The following is a 23,420-nucleotide window of genomic DNA, read 5'->3' as shown; positions in this document are numbered from 1 at the left end:
ACTTTCGACTTCGAACTTCAGACTCAAGACTTCTGACTTAGGACTTCTTAAAACTTTACACCTACCCTGAACTGTACGTAAGTACCGCCCTCAACTATCGCAAAGTACTGCTTCAGTTGTATAAAATAGGAAAAGGCAACGTAGGTGGGTGTTTTATAAGTTACGTAATCGTTTTTATTGTTGTTGTAAATATTGTCGTTACCAAAGGTTTCGCCAACAAACAACCTGAAACCCATTTGGGTATTGGGCTTGCGGCCATGAAAAACCACCTCGCTGGTTAAGCCGCCGGTAAATAATTCGGTACGGGTATCGGTATAAAAGTTGGGATCGCCGGTAACATCCTTTCTAAACCTGGCATAATCGCCAAACTCATGGCTATAGGCCGCTTCAAAGCCAATAATTCGGATATCGGTACGCCCATCATTATTGATATAGAAATTGCCCGACAGGCGGCCGCCTACTGCGCCAAAAAACTTATCTTTAAAGTAATGAGGGTCGCCCTGCTGCAAATCGTAATTGGCGTAATTGCCCAACGAGGTAAATGCACCGTATGCCAGGTTAAAGTTTTTAAACGTGTGCGCTTCACTTATATTTAGCTGCCCGCTGGTAAGCTGATCGCTAAGATTATTACCAAAATCAAGCGCCAGACCGGCAGACACATACGTAGCCGATTTAGCACTATCCATCGACATCGGTTTGGGCATATAAGCTATATCGCTTTTATGCAGGGCCGGGCCATACACATGTTCGCTGCATGAACTTAACAAACCAATAATTAGTACTGCCACGGGCAAATAGAGTTTTATTTTCATATAGATAAGTTTAGCTGGTTTTGACATTGGTAAAATTCTTTAATAGTAAGTTAATTTAATGACAATGCAATGGATATAATTATAAATCTATTATCAATTTAAAACCTGTACCCAACCCTAAGCTGTGCGTAGCTGCTTACTTCAATAATGGTTATAAAATTATTTAGCTGCATAAAATAAGCAAGGGTTATAAAAGTGGGACCGCTGGGTAAACGTTCAATTTTTAAAGCTTCGCCATCAGTGTAATGATTGTAGATACCATTATTACCAACGGTGCCGCCGGCAAAACCCCTTAAACCAAACCGTTGATTGTGCCTGTTACGAAACACGATCTCGGACGTTACGCCCATTGAGAAAAGATTATTACGATTATCGGCATGGTAATGCTCCTGATCGCCTACAACCTTTCTGAACGAGGCATAACTGCCAAATTCATTGCTGTATGCCGCCTCAAAACCAATGAACCTGAAATCAAAACGGCCACGATGGATAAAATAATCTGCAGATAGCCTGCCACCTGCGGCACCAAAAAACTTGTTATTGAAATAATAAGGGTCAATCTTCGCCAGTTTATTGTTATGATAGTTGCCCGCTACCCCAAAAACGCCATATGCAACGTTGAAGTGCTTGAAAGTGCTGGCGCGGTTTAAATTTAACTGTCCGCTGGTAAGTAAATCATTATAATGCGAACCCTGGGCAATACCAATGCCACCACTAATGTAATTTGCCGATTTTACCGAATCTGTACTTATAGGCTTGGGCATATAAGCAATATCGGCAAGCCGCAATGCGGGGCCATAAACATGATCGCTGCATGAGCTTACTACGAGTGCAAACAACAATGCAGGCATGCAAAACTTGAACTTCATGTGTGATTAAGATTTAGTTGCCGGGCTTTAAAACTGGTTACTAAATCACAATACGTGAAGTTGGGTTATTTTGCAACAGCCTTTTATAATTAAACTAACAAGTTGTTAAAATATGCATCGTTAAAGTCGGCAGCATAATGCAGCACATTTAACAATGTTTCAAACTCTTCGGCAACATGTGTGGTAGTAAGTACAACGGCTTTCATACCAGCGTTGGCAGCTGCCTTTACCCCTTTGGGCACATCTTCAAACACAACACAATTCGTAGGCAAGGTATTTAAAAGCTGTGCCGCCTTTAAAAAAGTTTCGGGATGTGGTTTACTCAAAACTACATCATCGGCGCTAACTATGGCTTTAAAATAGTGCCTGATGTGCAGGTTATCCAATACAAAATCAATATTGAACGGAATGGCTGCCGATCCTATAGCCATTGGGATACCTTTTTGGTAAGCTGCCTCTAAAAACTCCCTTAAGCCGGGCAATAGCGCCAGGTTGGGTAAAAACTCCTGTTGGTATTTTTGTTCTTTTTTGTACGACAGATCGTTCATTTCATCCATCGTGAAACGGTTGGGACCAAACATCCGCACCAGTACTTCAGGATTTTTACCATACATCTCTTTTTTTACTTCTTCCCAGGTAAAATTGCCCCCCAACTGTTCATTTAAAAGTGATTGCCAGGCTTTGGTATGATAGGGCATATCATCAATCATAGTTCCATTAAGGTCGAATATAAAGGCCTTCATTATGTATATTTTGAATTTTGGCGCAAAATACACTTTATAAAAACTAAAAATAGCTTCCTTACGTATAATGATATATACACCGGTACAATTTTATTTAACGATATAGTTAATGTGACATTTAAAGTGTAGCTAAAATAATAAGGATTGTGTTGTGGTTGTTTTTGTGTGATTATTGATTTTAGCAAGCCCATTGGCCCAAAAGGCTGAAGGGCTTTTTTATTATCTGGTATTGGGCTGTGGATTCCCAAGCCAGATGCCGTTAAGTCAAGCAATTGTGAACGATTTAAATATCGAACACTGAATATCCAATATCGAATAACGAAGCAAGAATTTCGGCGTTCGACATTCAAAATTCATTATTCGATATTATTTGCCGTTCTGTTTTTCTTAACTTAATGACACTGTTCCAAGCCGCCCTCCTGCCATAGCTGCGTAATTTTAATTCGAAGATTTAAAAATTTAAAGAATTGAAAATCAATTTTTACTTTTTTGAAGCTACTGACTTTTAGTTATTTACTCCCTGCTGATATATTTTTGATTCCCAAAACAGGCTTTTTAATTCTAAAATCTTCAGATTCTCAAATCTTCAAACCCAGGAATTTTCCCTACCTTGCCCCTTTAATAAATAAAATAATGCAAAAAGAAGGAACAGTAAAATTTTTTAATGAGACAAAAGGTTTTGGATTTATTACACCAACAAGCGGTGGCCAGGATATTTTTGTTCATTCAACAGGCCTGATCGATGAGATCCGCGAAAACGACAAAGTAGAATTTGAAGTTGAAAACGGCAGAAAAGGTTTAAATGCGGTAAATGTAAAAGTTATCTAAGTATAATATAACCATTAAGCATACCAGGCATCCACTTTTCAGTGGATGCCTTTCTTTTTTTAGTCATTTCGCTGCGCTGGCATTAGGCTGCGCCGTCATTAGTCATTTCGCTACTCTGTCATCAGGCTGCGCCGTCATTAGTCATTTCGCTGCGCTGTCATTGGGCTGCGCCGTCATTGGTCATTTCGCTGCGCTGTCATTAGGCTACGCCGTCATTGGTCATTTCACTGCGCTGTCATTGGTCATTGGTATTTCAAAGTCCGAAAGTCTTCTGTCCGACAATCCAAAAAGTCTTAATTCTTGATTCTTGACCCTTGATTCTTCTTCCCCTCCCCTAAAACTGGCATTGTTGTTGTTCTAACTTATTCCAATTAAATCATATCTACAAAAAAACGAAATAACATGAAAGATCAAGCAAAAATTATAGCCGCACTGTTAGTGGGTGCAGCAGCAGGGGCTGCGTTAGGTTTATTATTGGCCCCCGAAAAAGGTAACGAACTTAGGGATGATATTGCCGACTACATAAACGACCTGGTTGATACCGCTAAAACCAAAGCGCAAACAACAGCCAGCGGCATAAAACAATATAGCAGCGATGCCGTTGAAAGGGCCAAATCAAAATTTAACGGTACCGTTAGCGACCTATATGATTATAAAGATGATGCTTTGGAAACAGCAAAATCAACTGCCAAAGCTGCCGCAGAAAAGGCACAACACGTAGCCGAAGATGTGGTTGAAGAAGCTAAAGCAAAAGTTAAAACTACAGCCAACAATTGGAACAATACTATACAAAATGCATAATTTTTAGTACTACACACCAAAACAAAAAACCCGGCCAATAATGTGGCCGGGTTTTTTATTTCATATATATTTTTTTATTGTTTATTTAACAACAAATATATTATTACCCTCAGTAGCATCCATAAATACGCCGCCGTCAAGGGTCACAGTCTTAATTACTTTGGAAGTTTTAATACCTACCGAAATCTGTTTTTGATTTTTTTCCCATACGGCGGGCGATTGGTGTTTGGTTTCGGTTGTTCCATCGGCGTAGGTTATCTTCACATCAAACGGGATGGCAAAACCGCCCACGTTTTTAATATCGGCAACATAGCCATCTTTGGCTTTACCAACCTTTTGCAAGTCAAGGTCGATGTAGTAATTGCTAAAAAACCAGTTATTAAAAAACCAATTGAGGTTACTGCCCGATATATTGCTCATGCAGTTGAAGTAATCCCATGGGATAGGGTGTTTGCCGTGCCAGCGGTCCATATAGCCATGCAGCGCCTTTTTAAACAAATCGTCGCCAAGCATATCTTTCAAAGCAAAATAACTTAACGATGGTTTACCATACGAGTTGTTACCATAGCCAGCCCTCAATTCGCTCGACATGGTGATAACAGGTTGATCTTCGCCAGTTGACGCATCATGAATCCAATCGTTTATCCTGAAATTTTTGTAAAGCGCATCGGCCTTTTCGGCGCCAATTTCATCGGTGCCTATTAAACGTTCAAAAGTTGTGGCCCAGCCCTCGTCCATAAAGGCATAGCGGCTTTCGTTAATGCCCATATAAAACGGGAAATAAGTATGGGCAATTTCATGGTCCTGAACAAAGGCAGAAAACTGAATATCGTCTGTATGGCTGTCATTAACCATCATCGGGTATTCCATATCCGCAAAACCCTGGAAAGCGGTCATCTTAGGGAAGGGATAAGGTACGCCCGGCCAGTTGCGTGAAAGCCAGCTTAACGAATGGCGGCCGGCCTGTACAGCATGATGAAAATCCTCTGATTTATCTAAAAACGCGGCCTGCATACTTGCCCTGCGGTGCGTGGCATCATCAACTATGGCGCTTGCAGCATCCCATACATAATGATCGCTGATGCCAACAGCCATATCACTGATGTCGTTTGCTTTCCAGATCCAGCTATTTTGGTCTTTTTGCGCTGTAATGTCCTTTTTGGCAAGGTCGGCGGCAGTTGCCACATGTATTGTCGAATCGCTGGTCATTGACGCTGCAAGGCGTTTAGCGTATTCAGGCTGCAAAACCTGGTTGGGGTTTTGCAATGTGCCTGTTGCCCAAACAATATAGTTTTTTGGAACATTTACCGTGAGCGTGTAATCGTTAAAGTCGTTATAAAACTCCTGCGCATCTAAAAAAGGCAACCTATCCCAACCGTTGTAATCATCATAAACAGCTACACGCGGGTAAAAATAGGCCAGGTAGTAGGAGGTAGAATCAATCATGCCCTCGCGGCCGCTTTCTAACGAGATCTGATAATGCCAGTCGATATCCAGCTTCAGCGAATCATGTGGCATTAAAGGTTTTGTTAAAGATACGGCCATATTGGTTGAGGCGCCCTTACTATTAACTTTTTTAGCCTCGCCATTAACTAAAAACTTATCAAACTGAATGCCGCTGGTCAGGTAATCCTCTCCGGCATCGCCAAACCGCGCAACTCCTGGCTTGTGAATGTTCAGGATCAGCTTCATGTTAAGCCTTTTTAAGGTATCGGGGCTGTTATTTACATAGGTTATCGTTTCTGATCCTTTGATGTTCCTATCTGGCGGTAAGGCAGTGATAGTGATGTTGTAGGTGCCGTGATTTTGCCAGTACTTTTGCCCGGGTTTACCATCGGCCTGTCGCGTTCCCTTTGCAAACGCTTTTTGGATATCGCGCGGCATGTACAAGGATTGAGCCTTTACCTGCGTTAACGCGAAACAAGATAATACGCATAACGCGATTGGTTTAATCAGTTTCATAAATGTAAATAAATTCAGTGTGTCAACTTTTGTAAAGATGCTGTTAACGCTAAATAGTTACAAAATAAATGAAAATTTAATACACCTACTTATTCGTCAGTTTTTCGTAACAAAATTGTAACATCCTTTTAATTGAGATTAAATAGTTTGCTAATACGGGAAATATTTTTTTTATTTGTTCAAGTTATTTTAATAGGGGTATTAAATAACTAATATTTAAGCCATCCGAGCAATCGGGTGGCTTTATTTTTTGAAATAACCCCGTTAGTCCTGATAAGGTGTTCTTTCGAAATAATCATATGTCTTTAAAGCGTTCCGTAAACAACTACCCCATCACCTCCACTATCTGACTTGAATTATGCGGGTTCGACGGGCCTAACATTAACATATCTCAAGGAGGGTAATAACGTCCATAAACCGCTCAAAACAGCTACATCCTAATTTTCATCAAGACAAAATTCACCATTCAAAGATTATTTTATTGAATATTTGTTTTTAGCGGATGGCATTTAGCTACATAGGCGTACACTTGGTTTGTGCAAACAATCAGTCTTTTTGATATCGTTTCAAAACTCTTGTATGGCTGGTTGTCAATTATTGTAAGAAGCCCGCACACCAATCCCCCTACAAGTTATTATTTATAGACAACACTTGTTAAAATAAAGCTGGTTTAGGTTGCGAAAATACTTGTCATTTCTACAAATAAACATTTAGATGGCTGGCGGTTACCGCTCATGTTTTAAAACGATTATAATTGATACAGGGTTAACATTCCAGCCGTATAACCAATACAGCACTAATGGCAGTAATTAATTTTACATTTTATTGTGCCTATATAAGCTAACTTTGCCTGCTGATAAGCATAACTATGAAATATAAATTAGGCGATTTTGTTCGGTTTGTTGACGAAAAAATGGAAGGTTTTGTAACCCGCATTATCGACGATCAAATGATAGGCGTTACCGGAGACGACGAATTTGAGATACCCGTACTGGCCAGCAAGGTAACCACCGTACATGGCTATGAGCCTGCCGGCACAAAAAAGACAGCCATTGCTGATGAAAAGCCTGCTGATTTAGGCGCATTTGAAAAGAAAGGCATCTACGTTGGCGTTATAGCCGATGCCAAAGCACCCTCGGTAGTTCATTTCCATTTGGTTAATACTACCTCATTTCAGTTATTGGCAGCTTTTAGCACCGAAAAACAGCAGGTATTTAAAGGAGAATTTTCAGGCATAATAGCGCCAAAATCGGCAGAAAAAATATACTCGGCGCAACTGGCCGACATGCAATTATGGCCGGCATTTACCTTCCATATCATTTATAATACAAAACAAAATATTGAACCACCAACACCTTTGGTGGTAAAAGAAAAATTTAAGGCTAAGGATTTTTCATCAACCAAAAAGCAGGTGCCTTTATTAAACCAGGCCGGGTGGCTTATAAGACTTGATGAACCGGATTTGATAATTGACGCCCAAAAACTAAAGGAAAGCTTTTTTAAACCTGCCGAAGAAAAGGTGGTATTTGAAAAGCCGGTAAGCGAGGTTGACCTGCATATTGAAAAATTACGCGACGATCACCAGTTTTTACAGGCCAGCGAGATGATTCAGATCCAGCTTGCCCATTTTCATAAAGCACTGGATGCGGCAATAGTGCATCAACTGCCGGATATTACATTTATTCATGGGGCGGGTAACGGCATTTTACGGCACGAACTGCATAAACTATTGGGCAAACACCCCAAAGTACAAACCTTTATGGATGCCCGGAAAGAGAAATTTGGGTATGGTGCCACAAAGGTGATCTTGAAATAAAGTAGTATTAAGTACTAAGTCTTGAGTCAAAAGTCAAAAAGGATAAATTTGACTTTTGACTCAAGACTTAGTACTTAGAACGATGCTTCATTACGCGATTAATATAACAATAGTGATAAAACCAGTAGTAGCATAAATAATATTGCGGCCCTTATTTACTTGAATACATTTTCTTTTACCAGGAACAAAGGCAGCGATCCATGGTCCAACACGCGCGAATGGAAATCCCTGATATTAAACTCCTTGCCTTGTTTTTTCTGTAATTCCTCTTTCCAATGCAGTATTTGTAGCGCGCCGTATTTGTAGGTTACTACCTGGGCCGGCCAGCGACGCATGCGGGCTATTTCGCGTAAGGCAATATCGTCCTGGTTGCGGATATTCTTTTTCCAGAATGCAAGGGCCTGTTCATCCGTCCAGCCATAATAGTTTAGCCCAACATCCAGCGGCACACGTACCGAGCGTACAACGTCCCACTCCCACTTACCCAGTTCGTCATAAGGTGTTTGGTATACGCCCAACTGCTTGCCCAGTTCCTCGGTATAAGCGGCCCAACCCTCGGCAAAGCCCATGTAATAAAAAAGCTGCTGCACGGCAGATGTTTTGGTTTTGCTTTCAACACTGGCCTGGTAGTGGTGCCCCGGCACAGCTTCATGTATAAAAAGCCAATCGTATTGGCGCTTGTTGTACGGCTTGTCAAAAAGGTTATAGTAAAAAGTGTTGTTATCATAATAGCCCGGTGTTTGCGCCAGCTGCCTGCTTTCGCCTGCCTTAATTTTCAAAGGGTTAGGCTGTGTATCGTTAAACAAGTTTGATAAACTGGCATAAATAACAGCCCTGGTATGTTCAAAACTTTGCTGTACCACTTTGGGGTCGCTTTCAAAAAAATCCGCGTCGTTTAAATGTGTATAAAAAGCATCTTCGGATAAACCTGTTTGCCGCCGCACAGTTTCAATATGTTGCTGTACACGGGCCACTTCGGTAAGGCCAAATTTGTAAATCTCGTCTGGCGTTACATCTGCGCTTACCCATCGTTTTAGTAAATAGGCATACCATGCCTTACCGTTGGGGATAGTTATGATGCCTCCTGCCGGTATTTTCTCCGGGCGATGTTTTATCCACTCCTGTTCCAACGCCAGGCGCTCCAGGTTTAGGCCGGTTTCATAAGTAATCAGGTTATAGTCCAGCTTTTGCGATGGAGTCAGCATATCGGCCTTATAATTTAAAAGGCCCTGCTTTGCCCAGGTAAAAAAAGCAAATTGCTTTTGAATGCTTTCTGCCGTACCAATGTGTTCCAGGCCGCTTACATAGCTCAGCTCAAGTTGCGGCAGGTTAAGGGCCTTGTACTCGCTTACAAACTTATCCGAAAAAGCATCTAACTTTTCCTGGGCACCGGCATTAAACAAGCACAGCATAAAAAAGCAAAAACAACATAAACTTATTTTCATTAGCCGGTATTTGAATGATTGTTATATTCGATGATAAATTGGCACCGATGTTACAAAACATGCGCATAATGACGTAAATTGTAGCCACCATGCATAAACTAAGCTTTATTATTTTCCTGCTGATCATCGGCAATAAAACCATTGCCCAGGTAACATATCCTGATGCCACATTGCCCGCCGATACCCCAGGGCTTTTTGCCAGGGGAGTGTTAACAGACGGCCTAAGCAACCGCGATTTTGCGATATCGCCTAAAGGCGACGAAATCTTTTACACTTTACAGCAACCCCGTTTTGTAACCAGCACCATTTTACACCTAATTAAAAAGAATGGCAAATGGGGCAAGCCACAAGTTGCACCGTTTTCGGGCCGGTATAAAGATCTGGAAGCAGCATTCTCTCCGGATGGACAAACGGTTTATTTCTCGTCAGACAGGCCTGCGGTAAGCAATCCCACAAAAAAAGACTTTGATATTTGGCGGGTTAAGCATAAGCCAAATGGCACATGGACCGAACCGGAGAACTTAGGCCCGGTAGTAAATTCGGACAAAAATGAATTTTACCCTAGCATAACCCGCAGCGGCAACCTGTATTTTACTGTAGAGGCCGATTATGGCAAAGGCAGCGAAGATATTGTAATTTGCAAACCCAATATAAATGGCGGGTTTAATAAACCCGAAAGCCTGCCACAGGATATCAATACCAAATACGATGAGTTTAACGCTTTTGTTGATCCCGACGAGCAGTTCATCCTCTTCAGTTCGGATGGCCGGCCGGATAACCTGGGCCGTGGTGATTTGTATATAAGCCGCAAAGATAAAGCCGGTGACTGGCTGCCCGTAAAACATTTGCCGGTACCCATTAATTCCGGCGCTACGGATTACTGCCCATTTGTAAGCTGGGATAAAAAGTACCTGATATTCACCAGTAATCGTTTAAACAAAGCTTTAACAAACAGCAAAACCAAAACTTACCTGCAGTTAAAGCAAATGTTAAGTAGCCCGGGCAATGGCTGGGATGATATTTATTGGTTAAAGTTCAACCACGATTGGTAACGATGGAATGTATGGAGCGAGAGATTTACGAAGAGGCGAGAGACTTACGAAGTTTTAAAAACTTCGTAAGTCTGATTTAGTCGGGTAAGAATAGAACTATTTCTTTTCTTCTGCCCTTTTTAACACGGCGTGATTTTTTGAGCCGTTAATTTCAAGGTCGATAGCAGTTGAATCGCCATAAAATTTGCCTGTATGGGCAATATCCATTCCGCCGGTGCTTACGCTGAATGAAAAAGTGGTACCATCAGTTTTGCCACCGGTTAAAGGCACATCGCCATCGGGTGTTAAAGCCGTGCCCGTTAATTTATCGCCTTCAATTTTAAAATTGTAAAGCAAAGGGTACTCGGTGCCGCCAATGTCAATTTTTCCGGCCCATTTTCCGTTAAGGTCGGCAATGGCAGCAAGGCATACCATAAAACAGCCAACTAATAATGCTGTAGTAAAAAATTTTCTTTTCATAGTTTAATTTTGTTGATATCTAAGATAAGACGTTTTTTAGTTATTTAAGTTACCAGAATATTATAAAAAAATAATGTTCAGTGTTTTAAAGCAAGGCACCTAATTAAATCATCCTGATACGAGTTAACTACGATATTTGGCTTTAACTCCGATATTATGTAAATTTGATTTAACAAAAATCAATTATGGAAACGATAGTAATGTTACCCGAAAATAAAGAGCAGCTAAGTGCCATAAAAGCTTTTGCCAAGGCTATAAATGTAAAATTTAAAACAGAGAAAAACCATTATAATCCGGAGGCCGTATCCAAGGTACGCCAAGGAGAAGAAGATTACGAAAAAGGGAAGGGCGTTAAGATAGCCATCGAAGATCTGTGGAAATAGTTTACATGGTTCAAGCTGTTGAAGACTTGAAATACTGGAAAAAATCAGGAAATAAAGTCGTACAGAAAAAATCCAGCAATTATTAATCTCAATTCAGGAAAACCCATTCGAAGGAATTGTCAAGCCCGAAGCTTTAAAACATGAGCTTTCTGGCAAGTGGTCGAGACGAATTAGTGGAGAACATCGTATCGTCTACGACGTCATAGACGACAAAATTAGGGTGTTTTTTTAAGAGGTCATTATAAAAAGGATAAGTAAATCGTCTGATTAAATTTAGATCTTCTCCCGACACTATATTCAAACATCGAATACCGTCTTATTTTCAAATTTTCAAATCCTCAAATTTTCAAATTCATTCTTCATCCTCACATCCGCATTATTTATTTGCTTAATTTTACCGCCGATGAAAAAAGTGGAAGTATTAAAGCTGATTGATCTGATTGAAGAGATTAAGAAACTGGATGAATTGATTACCCAAAGCCGCAAAACAAAGACTTCTGACTTTGTGCTTAACCAGTATGAAGCTAAAAAATTAAAAATGATTGGTTCTATCATCAATGAACTGGCCAACCCGCCTATCCAGTCGATGGAAAGCTACCTGCTTATTCAAAAGATCCTCAACAAATATTACCCCAACATTGATAACGGCGACCTGCTAAACGACAGCGACATAGCAAAAATCACTGCTGTCATTTAGTTTTGCCAACCTACAAGCCCCAAATAACGGCTAAAGGTTCCTCTCGCTCGCCTTCCTTCCAGAATATGGTTTTGGGGTGAAAATGTTTCCACGAATGCCAGTATTCCTGGTAGGCCTGCACTTTGATAAGCCGCTGTCCTTTTTGCGCCCCAGAAGTACATAAACCATCCCAATCCCAAACAGAGGCTGTTTCCTTGTCGGTTAGCTGACCATTCTTATCCAGGTCAAAATGTAGTGTTTTACCATTAATAGCTGCATTCCATACGTGATAGCTAAGGCTATCCTTCTCAATGCCTATCAGTAACGAATTATTGTTCAGCTCGTCATTCAGGATGCGCTTGCGGAACATGTGCCGCCAGTCGTAAGCCTTAGCCTGGCCGTTTATGATTACCCCTATAACCCAACTTTTACGAATCAGCGAATCCTTGTTTTTCAGGGTGCTATCTTTATCTATATATTGCAGGCGATCGTAATTTTTAAGATCGGCATAATCAGGCGCATACAACTTATCTGGCTGCATAATGAGCGATGTTGGGTGCTTTTGCAGCCAGGCGCCCAGGGTTAATTGCTCATAAGGCAACTCCTGTAAATGCTGACCTTTCAGTTTACCAACCGCGGCTTTGCCGGTAGCCTGGTACCACCAGGTTTTGGTGCTTTCATCCTCAATAATGGCATTATAATGCCTTGCCCCCACCAGCCTGAAATTTTGACGTTTGCCGTTTACAATGGGATTATAAACCCTGCCCGTGCGGCACATGGTGCAATAGGTAACCAAAACAGGCTGCTGCCCCACATTATCCTGTACTTTATGATGATAGCCCAAATAAATAACCGGGTAAGCCTTGGCAACGCCATTGTTTACCACACCTACAACCAAATAATTTAAAGGCACTTTATTGGATAAACCATTGGCAAATTTAGCTGCACCGGTTTCCTTAAACATAGTTTCGGCTTTGTACATATAATCGGTAATGTAAAAGCTGCCCAGGCAAAGCAACAATACCACGGCTTTAACTATTTGACCCCTTTGTGTGTTTTTTGAGTAGAACTTAAACAGGTACCAGGCAATAAAAATTATGCCTATTAAGCGTAACGGGTTTACAATTTTTTCCAGGTAATAACATATTGTAATAGCGTTTAAATCCTGGCTGCCGGGAAAAGGCATCAGCAGGTAGGCGTGTACCAGGCCTGGTACCACCAACAAAATAATCCCTATCCAAAATATCCCTGGCCTGTGTATATATTTCTTCATTTATCTGAACACCTGAAAGTCATGTCAAATTACTTTGGCATAACAAACCGTAGTAAATCCTCATTAAGTTGAAAACTGGTTTTATAATCGACCCTAATTTATCTAAAAAATTAAATAAACAACAACCTATTGCAAAATTATTATTGAGGGGCGGGGTTCGGGTGGCAGGGTTCGGGGTTTAGGTTAAAAAGAACAAATTGAATTTCGGATCTTCGCCCCCGAACCACGTCCCTCGAACCCCGCCACCCGAACGCTTACTTTACTGTTTCTTACCGTTTTCTACGCTTTTTATCTCTTCCTTCCTATCTTTTTTAAAGTCGAAGTTATTAAAATCGGGAGTTTGCGGTAAGTCCATGGTGTAGCTGGTAAGGGTATCAATCTCTATCGTGATATCTTTCGCGTCCAGATCTATCAGGTGGCCGCCGGCTGTTTTATCTATCGACAGAAAATGGAAATGGTAACCGCTGATGTGCGCCCCCTCCATAAATGCAGGAATGCGGAAGCCTACAAGATCACCCTGTAAATTGGAATGCTCAAAAAACTGCTGCTTGTTTAGCATGGCGGCAAGCGGCACGTAAGGTTTTTCGACCGGCGGAAAAGCGCGTGTTTTAACCAGCTTAAATTTACCGCTGATGTGGATGGCATAAATACCGTTCTGGTTGGTTAGCAGGCTATCCAGGTATGCATAAAGCGCTGTTTTATTTAATGCCCCGGTGTGTTTAAAGGTTTTTTTAGCCTTAAAAAAGCAAACTACGGCATAAGGCAGTTTGCCTGTATCGGCAACCAGGGTTGTTTGGCCGGTTGATCTTGTCTGGTAAATTTTTCCGTTTAGCATCAGTAATTCACCGTCGAGCTGGCCGGGGGCGCCGAGGCCGAAATCACCATGTTTTTCCAGTTGTTTGTAAGGATACCAGTTATCATACAGGCCTCCTATAAATCCCGATGCAAAACCGGCGCTGAACAGGTTATCGCGGGTATCGGCGGTTTTTGTTTTTTGCTGGGCGATGACCGGGTTATTGCATAAAGCAAGCAATAATAATAAACAAACAAAAGAAGCGCATTTTTGCATGGCAAGGGTATTTATTGAAGTTTACAAAGCAATTGTTTTTACATTACTTATMCAAGCGGTTAAAATGAATAAGTTTTGTAGCTTTTATGAAAAGGGGTCGCTTTGTTTTGCCGGAACCGAAATTCGTCAGATTAAAGAAATTACAGGATTTTTGAAAAATCAAAACAATCTGATCAATCTGCTTAGAGTCTAAAAACGAGATCTATTCATTGCCGTTGACTTTAGTCAACGGTAAACGAAAGCCCTATTGCTGGCTTTAGCCAAATTATTCAGTGGAATTTGGCTAAAGCCATTCGCCTTTTAGTCATTATTCCGTTGACTAAAGTCAACGGCAATGATTTTTATATGATACATAAAGAATCTAAAACAAATTTAGACAGGTCCTTAGGTTCAGACAAGAATCTGCACATCTGAAATCTGCACATCTGCACATCATCCTACCCCAACCTCACATAATGGCTTAACCGAAGTTGAAGGTATTGTGCTTTTACCAGCAATGTTTTTGTTTGTATAAAGCGCTCAATATCACGGGCGGCGCTCATTAAACCATTTTTATAAACCTGGCTAAAATCAAAATAGTTTAAATCAAACTTCCATTTGTCCTTTAAAAAATCAATAACCTGCTCGTCTTTCTCCAGCAATAGCTGGTAATTAATAACCAGGTAATCATCTGCGGGCAGCTTTTTTAAGGTCTTTAATATCTCTTCGTTATAATTTATCCACACCTTTAAATAGGTTTCGGCGTGCTCTGCATAAAATTTCTCTTCGCGGCGGCTCCTTCGCCAATGTTTCCATGCCATCCGCTGCAGGTAGTTACGGCCCATGTATTTTTTATCAACATGTGCAAACTCCCTGTTTATCAGCGAACTGATAACAGCCTGAAAATCGCGCATGATCACCAGGTATTTGGCCTGGGGCAGTAACTTACTATAGGTATCCAAGAAAAGGCAGGTGCGCGGGTCTTTCCACCCCCATTGCTCATACAATTGTTGTTTTATGTTGATGATGCTTTGCAGTTTGCCTAACTGGTAGGGCGATAATTCAATCTTTTTGGCATCTACCAGGCCCGAAATATGCAGGCTGTTGTTATTCAAAATCTCCTCATGCAGCTTCAAAAACTCAACATCCTCAAAATGCCCGTCAATGTTGCCATTGCCGCCGGCTGCCAGGTTTTCGCCAATCTGCAATCCGCAGCGGCTAAGCCAGTTTGTTATTAACGATGTGCCGGAACGGTGCATCCCGGCTATAATTAAAGTTTGATGTTGCATAGGGTGTCGATTTAGCTTTGATTGATTTTGAAAATACTTAGCAGGCAATAACCTGCCGGTTTAACAAATGATACTCCTGTTGTATAAAAGCCAGCAGCATGCCGGCGCATTCGGTAACATCATGGGTATAGGTGTTGATATACAGGTGGGGCGATGCCGGCGCTTCAAACGGATCATTCACACCTGTTAAATTGCTAACCCGTTCCGGGTGACCTGCCGGTAACTGCGCTTTTTGGTAAAGCCCTTTGGTATCCCTTGCCTTTAAAATGGGTAAAGGGCAATCCACATAAACTACCTTAACATCATCGTAATTGTTAACCAGCTGGCTACGCATAGCCTCATAGGGCATTATAGCGCTAATGACGGTAACAATGCCCTGGTTACTAAACTTGTTGGCTATAAAGCCCAGCCGCCTGATGTTTTCAAACCTATCTTCCTTTGAATATTTAAGATCGGGGAATAGCTGCTGCCTGTATTCGTCGGCATCAATTACCTCTGTTGGGATTTCTATCCGGCTGAGGCTTACTTTAACTTTTTGAGCGAGGGTGGTTTTCCCGGCGCCAGACAGGCCGCAAAGCAGTATGATCATAAAATTAATAGTTTTGGTTAACGTAAAAACAGGCTGATTAAACCTTTAACTTAATTATGTGCTTAACGGCAAATTTTCAGCTTAAATTGTAGTTAACATAGTGTGCATCGACAGAGAGTGGTTTTGTATCGACGAACCTATAAATAACGCAGACCAAAAGTTTTTGTTGAAGGAAATTTTATAAACTTTAAAAATATTTTTATGTTTTTAACTACTAAATAGATAGACATTATAGAATTAATTATATATTTGCAGCTGATAGTTTATAAAAGGGTGCTTTTAATAACTATAACGCAGGCGCTGGCCGGCAGCAAGCGGATGGTTCGATCCCGTCCCCTGCATCTCTTCTCTTCTCATATTTATGTTTTATAATTGGTTAGAATCTGAGCTCCTGCCCATCAGGAGCTCTTTTCTTGTTTTATATTAACTTACAGTCAACATAAAAATAACTTATTAAAATAATTTAAAAAGTTCTTTTTATTGAAAATAAGTTTTATTATGTTTGTACCAGTAATGCACAACTTGTTATTAGATAGAATTCTTTTTAGCCTTATGTCGGTGAGGTTAAAACAGTTTTTGTTAATTGGTTTGATAAATCCTCGTTTCGGCGGGGATTTTTTTTAATACGCTTTTTTTAATTCAACATATATATAACAAAGGTTCTTTAGAAAATTATGGCCCGATTAAATTTATTGGAAGAGACCCGGTACGAGAAGCTGCCGGTAAGCGTTTATGGCAACCAGCAGGAGGCATCTATTGCCGTAGCAGGCAGGATAGCCAAACTGATCCGCGATAAGCAGGCAAAAGGCGAGCAGGCCGTGCTTGGCCTGGCAACCGGTGTTACCCCCATCCGTGTTTATGCCGAACTGGTTCGCTTGCACAAGGAAGAAGGTTTATCATTTAAAGATGTCATCACCTTTAACCTGGACGAGTACTATCCCATGAAGCCCGATGCAGCCCAAAGCTATGTTACTTTCATGTATGAGAACCTTTTCAGCCATGTAGATATCGAACCAGCCAATGTGCACATACCCGATGGTACTTTGGATAAAGAAGACGTAGTAGCCTTCTGTTTGGATTATGAAAAGCAGATTGAAGAATTGGGCGGCCTGGATTTACAAATATTAGGTATCGGCCGTACCGGCCACATCGGTTTCAACGAACCGGGTTCGGCGCCAAATTCGGGCACCCGTTTGGTTACCCTGGATGACCTTACCCGCAGCGATGCCGCCCGCGATTTTGGCGGTAAGGCCAACGTGCCTACCAAGGCCATCACCATGGGTATTGGCACTATTTTTAAAGCTCGCGAAATTATCCTGATGGCCTGGAGCGCCAAGAAGGCCCCTATTGTAAAAAAAGCCGTGGAAGGCGAGATATCCGGCGAAGTACCGGCTACTTACCTTCAGCTATCAGATCATGTGGAGTTTGTACTCGACGAAGCAGCCGCATCAGAGTTAACCCGTTTTGATACCCCATGGCTGGTTAAAGATTGTTCATGGGATGATAACATCCTGAAAAAGAAAGCAGTGATCTGGCTGGCTGATACCATAGGTAAACCAGTATTAAAACTTACCGAAGAAGATTATAACAACCACGGCATGGCGCAATTGGCCGTTGAGCAAGGCCCGGTTTATAACATCAATATTGATATTTTTAACCAGATACAGCATACCATTACCGGCTGGCCGGGTGGCAAACCCAATGCGGACGACTCACAACGGCCAGAAAGGGCTTTGCCGGCAAAAAAACGCTCGGTTATCTTCTCCCCGCACCCGGATGATGATGTGATCTCGATGGGCGGTACGTTTATCCGCCTGGTTGACCAGGGGCATGATGTGCATGTAGCTTACCAGACATCGGGCAATACCGCGGTTTGGGACGATGATGTACTGCGTTACATGGAATTCGCTATCGATTTTACCAACAGTATTGGCGAAGACAGTGCACACCTGACTTCCTTATACGAAGAAATGCGTGCCTTCTTCCCGCAAAAACAACCCAACCAAATTGATACCCGCGAGATCCGCAATGTAAAAGGCTTTATCCGTAAAACAGAAGCAATCTCGGGTGCCCGTTACGCCGGCTTGCAAGACGATCATATCCACTTTATGGCCCTGCCTTTTTATGAAACTGGCAAGATCAAAAAGAACACCGTTGGCGAGGAAGATATCCTGTTAACTATCGAACTGTTACAAAAAATAAAGCCGCACCAGATTTTTGCCGCCGGTGATTTTGCTGATCCTAACGGCACCCACCTGGTTTGCTTTAACATTATTCTTGCCGCGCTCGACCGTTTAAAAGCGACCGAAGAATGGGTAAAAGACTGCTGGCTGTGGATGTACCGCGGTGCATGGCACGAGTTTGAAACCCATGAAATTGAAATGGCCGTGCCGCTTTCGCCGCAGGAGGTAATCCGCAAGCGTAATGCTATTTTCAAACACCAATCGCAAAAAGACAGGCCTGTTTTCCCTGGTGATGATGCGCGCGAGTTTTGGGTGCGTGCAGAAGACAGGACAAGTGATACCGCTAAAAAATACGACAGATTAGGTTTAGCTGAATACGAAGCTATGGAAGCTTTTGTGAGGTATAGGTTTTAGTTTTTTTGTTCATGGATCATAGTTGATGGTTCATGGCTGCAAAGGATATTAAAAGGCGATAGGTGTAAAACTTATCGCCTTTTTAATTTCGGTCTTTATTATTTCAGTTAATCTAATTATATTTGATCATAACGCAATAACCATGAGTGATAAAGACATAGAAATGCTAATTGAATTTGCCAAAATAAAACTGGAAGAGGCAAAGCATATGTCAAAAAAAGAAGCCATTCTTTCCCTTAATAAAGCGGGTATTTTGACCAAAAAGGGCAAATTCATGAAAGTATACAGCAAACTTGAGGAGGCAGAAAGCTAACCGGAGTTTATGTATGATGTAAGGCCAAACATTCTTATCGGGTTTCACGGTTGCGATATAGCTGTCGCCAATAAACTGATCAATCAGCCTGATGAGATCAAAATCAGCACGGAAGATTATGATTGGCTTGGTCACGGCTTGTATTTTTGGGAGAACAATGCAGTGAGAGCGATGGAATGGGCGGAACAGAAAAGGTCAAGGGGAAAGATAAATGCGCCGACAGTTATAGGTGCCGTTATTCAACTTGGTCAATGTTGCGACTTTCTGGATTCCAAATTTATACGGATGATCCAACACTATTATTCGATTATGGAAGAAGAATATAAAAATGCAGGTATGAATCTTCCAGAAAACATTGATCACGCCAAAGACCCCAATAAAGACAAACTACTCCGAATTTTAGACTGCAAAACCATTGAGTTTATGCATAGTAAGATCGAAACCCAGATAGAAGAAGATCTGGTTCACAAAGGTTACAGTGAATTTAAAAAGTTCGACTCTACAAGAGGGGTGTTTACAGAGGGCGGGCCAGCTTTTCCCGGAGCGGGTATTATGGAGAAAAGCCATATACAAATTTGTGCTCGAAATTTTAATTGAATAAAAGGCTTTTTTTACCCCAGAAAAGAAATTGATTTTTAAGCTAATAAAACGCTCACAATGGCCATAATAGAAACTGAAGAGGAATATACTCAGGCTCTTGAACGCTATGAAAAAGTTAAACGTTCAAAAAAAGGCTCTGAGGAGCATAAAGAAAAGCAACTGCTTGTTCTCCTTATTTCAGCGTATGAAAAAGCAAACAGTGATCTGCCCGAAGTAGACCCAATCCAATTAATAAAAATCCGCATGGAGGATTTCGGTTATAAATCTGCAGACCTCGCAAAGGAATATGGTGATAAGGGCACCGTTAGTAAAGTTTTAAACTACAAACAGGCCCTGTCTTTAACCATGATCAGGAAGTTTAGCGAATTACTGCACATTCCTGCTTCGGCATTGATCAAAGAATACCAGCTGGCAGAATAATTTCATCCATATAAAGTACCTTTCTCCGTTTTTTTTACCAATATCTAAATATGATAAGTATTTGGTTATCAACACAAATAGTGTTCCACACCTCATTTTCGATAAAACATAAAACCCTGATTATCAAAACCAAGGCGTTCCAAAGCGCTCCGCATGTTCCGGGCGTTCCGGTGGAACGCTATATAGCGTCCTGCTAACAGTTTACACTTTTACAATCCTATCTTCCCATTAACCATTTCAATAATCCCGGCTTCCAAAGCAATAGCCTGCCGTTCAATCTCGTTGCCACGATAAATGATATCCAACACATAATCTTTATCCTTATAACCCGAGGCGTTGATCTTCACATTCATAAACGCCCCTAAAACAGCGGTACGGGCGCAAAGGGCTGCCACACCGGCATCTGTTACCGAATTGGGGTTGCCAATCTCCACCATCGCCTTAATCACTTCCATACTGTTCAAAGCGGCCTGCATAACCTTAAAAGGGATTTCAATGGCATATTTGGTAGCATCCTGTATAGCCTGATCCCTTGCAGCCTTTTCTTCGTTGGTAGATTTGGGCAGGCTGAAAGACTCCATGATCTTATTAAAAGCCGTAGTATCTAAATCGACCAATGCCAACAATTCATTTTTATATTGCTGCGCCTGCTCGGCCCAATCGCTAAACTCCAGCCAGCGGCTGTCCCAGCCTTTTTTGTGCGAACTGAGGTTGGCAACCATACCAGCCAAAGAAGCGCCTAAAGAGCCCACATAAGCCGAGATAGAACCACCGCCGGGCGCAGGGCTTTCACTGGCCGTTTCGTCGGCAAAATCGGCCAGGCTCATGCTGATGAGTTCACTACCGGCCTTATCTTTCAGTAAATATTCAATAATCCGTTCTTCGGGAACAAACGGACCAAGCTCATCCAGCCCCATCGATTTGATGGCTATCTTGATCAGTTCCTTTTCACTTACCCCAACCGAACGCTGTTGTTTACGCAGAAAATATTTACCGGCATCCAGCATCGCTTTTAAGGGGATCAAACCCACCAGTTCGCTGCCGGTTACCCGGATACCGCGCTCATTGGCTTTGGTGCATACTTCATCGAAAGCCACATGAACCGGTGTAATCTCAATATTGGTCAGGTTCATAGAAATCTGGGCTATGCCATATTCTTCAATGTACCAGCCGATTGCTTTAACCGCTTTTAATGAACCGGGGATTGATTTTGGTTTACCATTGTCGCCGGTTATAATTTTGCCGGTTATCGGGTCGCCCTCACGCAAAGTACGACCGGCCTCGCGCACGTCAAAAGCAATAGCATTTGCCCTCCGGGTTGATGTGGTATTAAGGTTCACATTGTAAGCTACCAGGAAATCGCGGGCACCAATCACGGTTGCCCCCCGCTTAATATCATTTTCGGCCGGGCCGAAATCGGGTGCCCATTCGGGCAGTTTTATCTTCTTAAAAAAGCCTTCGTATTCGCCCGCACGGATCACCGAAAGGTTGCTCCTGCTCTTGTTGGGCTGCGCGTTCTCGTACAAATAAACCGGTACCTGCAACTCCTCACCTACCCGCCTCGCCAGCTGCCGGGCATACTCAGCGGTTTCTTCCATACTGATATTGCTAATGGGTATCAGCGGGCAAACATCCGTTGCGCCCATCCTTGGGTGTTCGCCTTTCTGTTTGCTCATATCAATCAGTTCCCCCGCTTTTTTAATGGCGAGGAACGCCGCTTCAATCACCCGTGAAGGTTCGCCCACAAAAGTTACTACGGTGCGGTTGGTAGCCTTGCCGGGATCGACATTCAGTAACCTTACCCCCTCAACCGATTCCACCTCGTTGGTTATTTGTTTAATGATATCAAGGTTTACACCTTCGCTAAAATTGGGTACGCATTCAATTAGTTTGTTCATTGGTTTGGTTCATTGGTTCTCTGGTTCATTAGTTCATTGGTTATGGCGGCGAGGCTTGCCTCTTTTTAAGTTCCCCTCTTGAGAGGGGGCGGGTTGGGCAGCGTGATAGCAGGGGTGTGTTCGCCTGCGTTCAATTGCCTGCTTTTATAAACACACCCCTCCGCCCCTCTCAAGAGGGGAATCGCACATTCCGCCGCTTTTTAATTTTTCAAGCCTTCCGTCCATACCATTTCAGGTTTCAATTTCCCTTGGTGGTATAATATCTCGCGGTAATCATCACACGGGTAGGCCTGCATATCGGCAAGTTTACCTTTGGCTAAAACACCACGGTCGTTTAGTTTCAGGGCCTGGGCCGCACGGGCTGTCAGGCTGGCAAATACTTCTGCGGCGCTTAACTTTTCTGCGGCCGCCATTACGGCAGCCTGCATCAGCAAGTCACCCATTGGTGCCGAACCGGGGTTCCAGTCGCTGGCTATGGCCAGGCAGGCACCGGCATCCAGCAGCTTTCGGGCGGGAGCGTAAACCATTCCTAAACCTAAGGATGCACCGGGTAAAGTTACAGCTACGGTATCAGAATTAGCCAATAATTTTATTTCATAGTCACCGCTGGCTTCCAGGTGATCAGCCGATGCTGCGCGGGCCTTAATGGCAACCTCACTGCCACCGGTGGTAAACTGATCGGCATGTACGGTTACTTCGAAGCCCATTTGCTTTGCCTTGGCCAGGTAGTTTAAAGCGTCGCTGGTATTGAAGGCACTTTGTTCGATGAAAATATCAACCCGGTTGCTTAGTCCCTTTTGCTTGATAACAGGCAATAAGTTATTTAAAACATGATTAAGATACTCCTGGTGATTGCCATTAAAATCCTTAGGTAATATATGGGCGGCAAGGCAGGTTGATATTAAACTGGCATTCGTTTTATCTGCCGCTGCTTTTATAGCGTTTAACTGTTTTAACTCCCCCTCGGCACTTAAGCCGTAGCCACTTTTTATTTCGATAGTAGTGACGCCTTCGCTTACATGGCGTTGTATGCGTTTCAAAAGCAGGCTGGTGAGCGTCGCCTCGTCCGCAGCGCGGGTTTGGGTAACAGAATCCCAGATGCCTCCGCCGGATTGCGCTATTTCCAAATAAGTTTTACCACCATTGCGCATGGCGTAGTCCTTTGCACGGCTGCCTGCAAAGCAAATGTGGGTATGGCAATCTACAAAACCAGGCAATATTACATGATTGCTGTTGATTTCTTCGATTTGTACCGATGGATAATTTGACCGGAGTTTTTCAAAGTCATCAACTGCAACAATCAGCCCGTCCTCAACCAATACGCCTCCGTTAGGGATGATGTGTAACTGCTCGTCCTTTAGCGCGCCCTTTATTGGCAGCCCTGTTAAAGGAAGGATTTGCGTGAATGGACCGATTAGTTTTTTCATTTAGTTTGTAAATATGTCATTGCGAGCGATAGCGCGGCAATCTCGTCGCCACGCATATCGGATTTGCGTATCGGTCATGCATAGTTATGAGATTGCTTCGTTCCTCGCAATGACATAGTT

The 23,420-nt window shown here is 42.4% G+C and carries 23 protein-coding genes; 11 read left to right on the top strand and 12 right to left on the bottom strand.

What is annotated here, in order from left to right:
- Window positions 1-47: 47 nt before the first annotated feature.
- The 3 genes from AC1DXF_RS17105 to AC1DXF_RS17095 form a co-directional block, all read right to left on the bottom strand.
- The gene (locus tag AC1DXF_RS17105; RefSeq protein ID WP_477449940.1) at window positions 48-812 is read right to left on the bottom strand and encodes a hypothetical protein; all 765 of its coding nucleotides are present in this window, start codon (window positions 810-812) and stop codon (window positions 48-50) included.
- Window positions 813-910: 98 nt separating this feature from the next.
- Window positions 911-1,681 carry a hypothetical protein gene (locus AC1DXF_RS17100; protein ID WP_477449939.1) on the bottom strand — a complete coding sequence of 257 codons (771 nt, stop codon included), beginning with the start codon at window positions 1,679-1,681 and terminating at the stop codon, window positions 911-913.
- Between the two features lie 89 nt (window positions 1,682-1,770).
- On the bottom strand, window positions 1,771-2,424 hold the full coding sequence (locus AC1DXF_RS17095; RefSeq protein ID WP_477449938.1) for an HAD family hydrolase: 654 nt from the start codon (window positions 2,422-2,424) through the stop codon (window positions 1,771-1,773).
- A gap of 633 nt (window positions 2,425-3,057) precedes the next feature.
- Here AC1DXF_RS17095 and AC1DXF_RS17090 point away from each other — a divergent pair.
- Complete coding sequence (locus AC1DXF_RS17090; protein WP_090644815.1) at window positions 3,058-3,252, top strand: cold-shock protein; 195 nt, start codon at window positions 3,058-3,060, stop codon at window positions 3,250-3,252.
- A 402-nt stretch (window positions 3,253-3,654) separates the two neighbouring features.
- Window positions 3,655-4,053, top strand: a complete 399-nt coding sequence (locus AC1DXF_RS17085) for a YtxH domain-containing protein (protein WP_477449937.1) — start codon at window positions 3,655-3,657, stop codon at window positions 4,051-4,053.
- An 81-nt stretch (window positions 4,054-4,134) separates the two neighbouring features.
- On the opposite strand, the gene AC1DXF_RS17080 is transcribed toward AC1DXF_RS17085, so the two are convergent.
- Window positions 4,135-6,015, bottom strand: coding sequence for a M1 family metallopeptidase (locus AC1DXF_RS17080; protein WP_477449936.1), 1,881 nt, complete (start codon window positions 6,013-6,015; stop codon window positions 4,135-4,137).
- A gap of 868 nt (window positions 6,016-6,883) precedes the next feature.
- On the opposite strand from AC1DXF_RS17080, the gene AC1DXF_RS17075 reads away from it, so the two are divergent.
- On the top strand, window positions 6,884-7,831 hold the full coding sequence (locus AC1DXF_RS17075) for a Smr/MutS family protein (RefSeq protein WP_477449935.1): 948 nt from the start codon (window positions 6,884-6,886) through the stop codon (window positions 7,829-7,831).
- A gap of 155 nt (window positions 7,832-7,986) precedes the next feature.
- Here AC1DXF_RS17075 and AC1DXF_RS17070 read toward each other — a convergent pair whose 3' ends face one another.
- Window positions 7,987-9,276 carry a DUF885 domain-containing protein gene (locus tag AC1DXF_RS17070; RefSeq protein ID WP_477449934.1) on the bottom strand — a complete coding sequence of 430 codons (1,290 nt, stop codon included), beginning with the start codon at window positions 9,274-9,276 and terminating at the stop codon, window positions 7,987-7,989.
- Between the two features lie 89 nt (window positions 9,277-9,365).
- Here AC1DXF_RS17070 and AC1DXF_RS17065 point away from each other — a divergent pair, with 89 nt between their 5' ends.
- Complete coding sequence (locus AC1DXF_RS17065) at window positions 9,366-10,328, top strand: hypothetical protein (RefSeq protein WP_477449933.1); 963 nt, start codon at window positions 9,366-9,368, stop codon at window positions 10,326-10,328.
- 96 nt (window positions 10,329-10,424) lie between these two features.
- On the opposite strand, the gene AC1DXF_RS17060 is transcribed toward AC1DXF_RS17065, so the two are convergent.
- Entirely contained in the window at window positions 10,425-10,787 is a 363-nt protein-coding gene (locus tag AC1DXF_RS17060; protein WP_477449932.1) for a hypothetical protein, read from the bottom strand.
- A 185-nt stretch (window positions 10,788-10,972) separates the two neighbouring features.
- Here AC1DXF_RS17060 and AC1DXF_RS17055 point away from each other — a divergent pair, with 185 nt between their 5' ends.
- The 3 genes from AC1DXF_RS17055 (at window position 10,973) to AC1DXF_RS17045 (ending at window position 11,867) form a co-directional block, all read left to right on the top strand.
- Window positions 10,973-11,170 (top strand): DUF2683 family protein, encoded by a 198-nt coding sequence (locus tag AC1DXF_RS17055; RefSeq protein WP_477449931.1) that lies wholly within the window; start codon window positions 10,973-10,975, stop codon window positions 11,168-11,170.
- A gap of 70 nt (window positions 11,171-11,240) precedes the next feature.
- The gene (locus tag AC1DXF_RS17050; RefSeq protein ID WP_477450012.1) at window positions 11,241-11,402 is read left to right on the top strand and encodes a Txe/YoeB family addiction module toxin; all 162 of its coding nucleotides are present in this window, start codon (window positions 11,241-11,243) and stop codon (window positions 11,400-11,402) included.
- Between the two features lie 171 nt (window positions 11,403-11,573).
- Window positions 11,574-11,867 (top strand): hypothetical protein, encoded by a 294-nt coding sequence (locus AC1DXF_RS17045; protein WP_477449930.1) that lies wholly within the window; start codon window positions 11,574-11,576, stop codon window positions 11,865-11,867.
- A 10-nt stretch (window positions 11,868-11,877) separates the two neighbouring features.
- Here the strand turns inward: AC1DXF_RS17045 and AC1DXF_RS17040 are convergent, their stop codons facing one another.
- From AC1DXF_RS17040 to cysC, 4 genes are all read right to left on the bottom strand, one after another.
- On the bottom strand, window positions 11,878-13,119 hold the full coding sequence (locus tag AC1DXF_RS17040) for a DUF3179 domain-containing (seleno)protein (RefSeq protein ID WP_477449929.1): 1,242 nt from the start codon (window positions 13,117-13,119) through the stop codon (window positions 11,878-11,880).
- A 259-nt stretch (window positions 13,120-13,378) separates the two neighbouring features.
- Window positions 13,379-14,188 carry an acetolactate decarboxylase gene (gene budA, locus AC1DXF_RS17035; RefSeq protein WP_477449927.1) on the bottom strand — a complete coding sequence of 270 codons (810 nt, stop codon included), beginning with the start codon at window positions 14,186-14,188 and terminating at the stop codon, window positions 13,379-13,381.
- Between the two features lie 437 nt (window positions 14,189-14,625).
- Complete coding sequence (locus tag AC1DXF_RS17030; protein WP_477449926.1) at window positions 14,626-15,456, bottom strand: sulfotransferase; 831 nt, start codon at window positions 15,454-15,456, stop codon at window positions 14,626-14,628.
- A 37-nt stretch (window positions 15,457-15,493) separates the two neighbouring features.
- Entirely contained in the window at window positions 15,494-16,045 is a 552-nt protein-coding gene (cysC, locus tag AC1DXF_RS17025) for an adenylyl-sulfate kinase (RefSeq protein ID WP_477449925.1), read from the bottom strand.
- Between the two features lie 674 nt (window positions 16,046-16,719).
- On the opposite strand from cysC, the gene nagB reads away from it, so the two are divergent.
- From nagB to AC1DXF_RS17005, 4 genes are all read left to right on the top strand, one after another.
- The gene (gene nagB, locus AC1DXF_RS17020; RefSeq protein WP_477449924.1) at window positions 16,720-18,642 is read left to right on the top strand and encodes a glucosamine-6-phosphate deaminase; all 1,923 of its coding nucleotides are present in this window, start codon (window positions 16,720-16,722) and stop codon (window positions 18,640-18,642) included.
- Window positions 18,643-18,784: 142 nt separating this feature from the next.
- Window positions 18,785-18,955, top strand: a complete 171-nt coding sequence (locus tag AC1DXF_RS17015; protein WP_477449923.1) for a hypothetical protein — start codon at window positions 18,785-18,787, stop codon at window positions 18,953-18,955.
- A gap of 9 nt (window positions 18,956-18,964) precedes the next feature.
- Entirely contained in the window at window positions 18,965-19,552 is a 588-nt protein-coding gene (locus AC1DXF_RS17010; protein ID WP_477449922.1) for a hypothetical protein, read from the top strand.
- Between the two features lie 60 nt (window positions 19,553-19,612).
- The gene (locus AC1DXF_RS17005; RefSeq protein WP_477449921.1) at window positions 19,613-19,975 is read left to right on the top strand and encodes a helix-turn-helix domain-containing protein; all 363 of its coding nucleotides are present in this window, start codon (window positions 19,613-19,615) and stop codon (window positions 19,973-19,975) included.
- 209 nt (window positions 19,976-20,184) lie between these two features.
- Here the strand turns inward: AC1DXF_RS17005 and ftcD are convergent, their stop codons facing one another.
- Together ftcD and hutI are read right to left on the bottom strand one after the other, a co-directional pair.
- On the bottom strand, window positions 20,185-21,873 hold the full coding sequence (gene ftcD, locus AC1DXF_RS17000; RefSeq protein WP_477449920.1) for a glutamate formimidoyltransferase: 1,689 nt from the start codon (window positions 21,871-21,873) through the stop codon (window positions 20,185-20,187).
- Window positions 21,874-22,073: 200 nt separating this feature from the next.
- The gene (gene hutI / locus AC1DXF_RS16995) at window positions 22,074-23,300 is read right to left on the bottom strand and encodes an imidazolonepropionase (protein ID WP_477449919.1); all 1,227 of its coding nucleotides are present in this window, start codon (window positions 23,298-23,300) and stop codon (window positions 22,074-22,076) included.
- Window positions 23,301-23,420: the final 120 nt, after the last annotated feature.

This window comes from Mucilaginibacter sp. P2_A5 (genome assembly GCF_056404995.1).
This window is presented reverse-complemented; position numbering and strand designations above follow the sequence as displayed.

Coding starts and splice junctions, on each gene's coding strand:
- AC1DXF_RS17105 (WP_477449940.1), bottom strand. CDS start 812: ATGAAAATAAAACTCTATTTGCCCGTGGCAGTACTAATTATTGGTTTG.
- AC1DXF_RS17100 (WP_477449939.1), bottom strand. CDS start 1,681: ATGAAGTTCAAGTTTTGCATGCCTGCATTGTTGTTTGCACTCGTAGTA.
- AC1DXF_RS17095 (WP_477449938.1), bottom strand. CDS start 2,424: ATGAAGGCCTTTATATTCGACCTTAATGGAACTATGATTGATGATATG.
- AC1DXF_RS17090 (WP_090644815.1), top strand. CDS start 3,058: ATGCAAAAAGAAGGAACAGTAAAATTTTTTAATGAGACAAAAGGTTTT.
- AC1DXF_RS17085 (WP_477449937.1), top strand. CDS start 3,655: ATGAAAGATCAAGCAAAAATTATAGCCGCACTGTTAGTGGGTGCAGCA.
- AC1DXF_RS17080 (WP_477449936.1), bottom strand. CDS start 6,015: ATGAAACTGATTAAACCAATCGCGTTATGCGTATTATCTTGTTTCGCG.
- AC1DXF_RS17075 (WP_477449935.1), top strand. CDS start 6,884: ATGAAATATAAATTAGGCGATTTTGTTCGGTTTGTTGACGAAAAAATG.
- AC1DXF_RS17070 (WP_477449934.1), bottom strand. CDS start 9,276: ATGAAAATAAGTTTATGTTGTTTTTGCTTTTTTATGCTGTGCTTGTTT.
- AC1DXF_RS17065 (WP_477449933.1), top strand. CDS start 9,366: ATGCATAAACTAAGCTTTATTATTTTCCTGCTGATCATCGGCAATAAA.
- AC1DXF_RS17060 (WP_477449932.1), bottom strand. CDS start 10,787: ATGAAAAGAAAATTTTTTACTACAGCATTATTAGTTGGCTGTTTTATG.
- AC1DXF_RS17055 (WP_477449931.1), top strand. CDS start 10,973: ATGGAAACGATAGTAATGTTACCCGAAAATAAAGAGCAGCTAAGTGCC.
- AC1DXF_RS17045 (WP_477449930.1), top strand. CDS start 11,574: ATGAAAAAAGTGGAAGTATTAAAGCTGATTGATCTGATTGAAGAGATT.
- AC1DXF_RS17040 (WP_477449929.1), bottom strand. CDS start 13,119: ATGAAGAAATATATACACAGGCCAGGGATATTTTGGATAGGGATTATT.
- budA (WP_477449927.1), bottom strand. CDS start 14,188: ATGCAAAAATGCGCTTCTTTTGTTTGTTTATTATTATTGCTTGCTTTA.
- AC1DXF_RS17030 (WP_477449926.1), bottom strand. CDS start 15,456: ATGCAACATCAAACTTTAATTATAGCCGGGATGCACCGTTCCGGCACA.
- cysC (WP_477449925.1), bottom strand. CDS start 16,045: ATGATCATACTGCTTTGCGGCCTGTCTGGCGCCGGGAAAACCACCCTC.
- nagB (WP_477449924.1), top strand. CDS start 16,720: ATGGCCCGATTAAATTTATTGGAAGAGACCCGGTACGAGAAGCTGCCG.
- AC1DXF_RS17015 (WP_477449923.1), top strand. CDS start 18,785: ATGAGTGATAAAGACATAGAAATGCTAATTGAATTTGCCAAAATAAAA.
- AC1DXF_RS17010 (WP_477449922.1), top strand. CDS start 18,965: ATGTATGATGTAAGGCCAAACATTCTTATCGGGTTTCACGGTTGCGAT.
- AC1DXF_RS17005 (WP_477449921.1), top strand. CDS start 19,613: ATGGCCATAATAGAAACTGAAGAGGAATATACTCAGGCTCTTGAACGC.
- ftcD (WP_477449920.1), bottom strand. CDS start 21,873: ATGAACAAACTAATTGAATGCGTACCCAATTTTAGCGAAGGTGTAAAC.
- hutI (WP_477449919.1), bottom strand. CDS start 23,300: ATGAAAAAACTAATCGGTCCATTCACGCAAATCCTTCCTTTAACAGGG.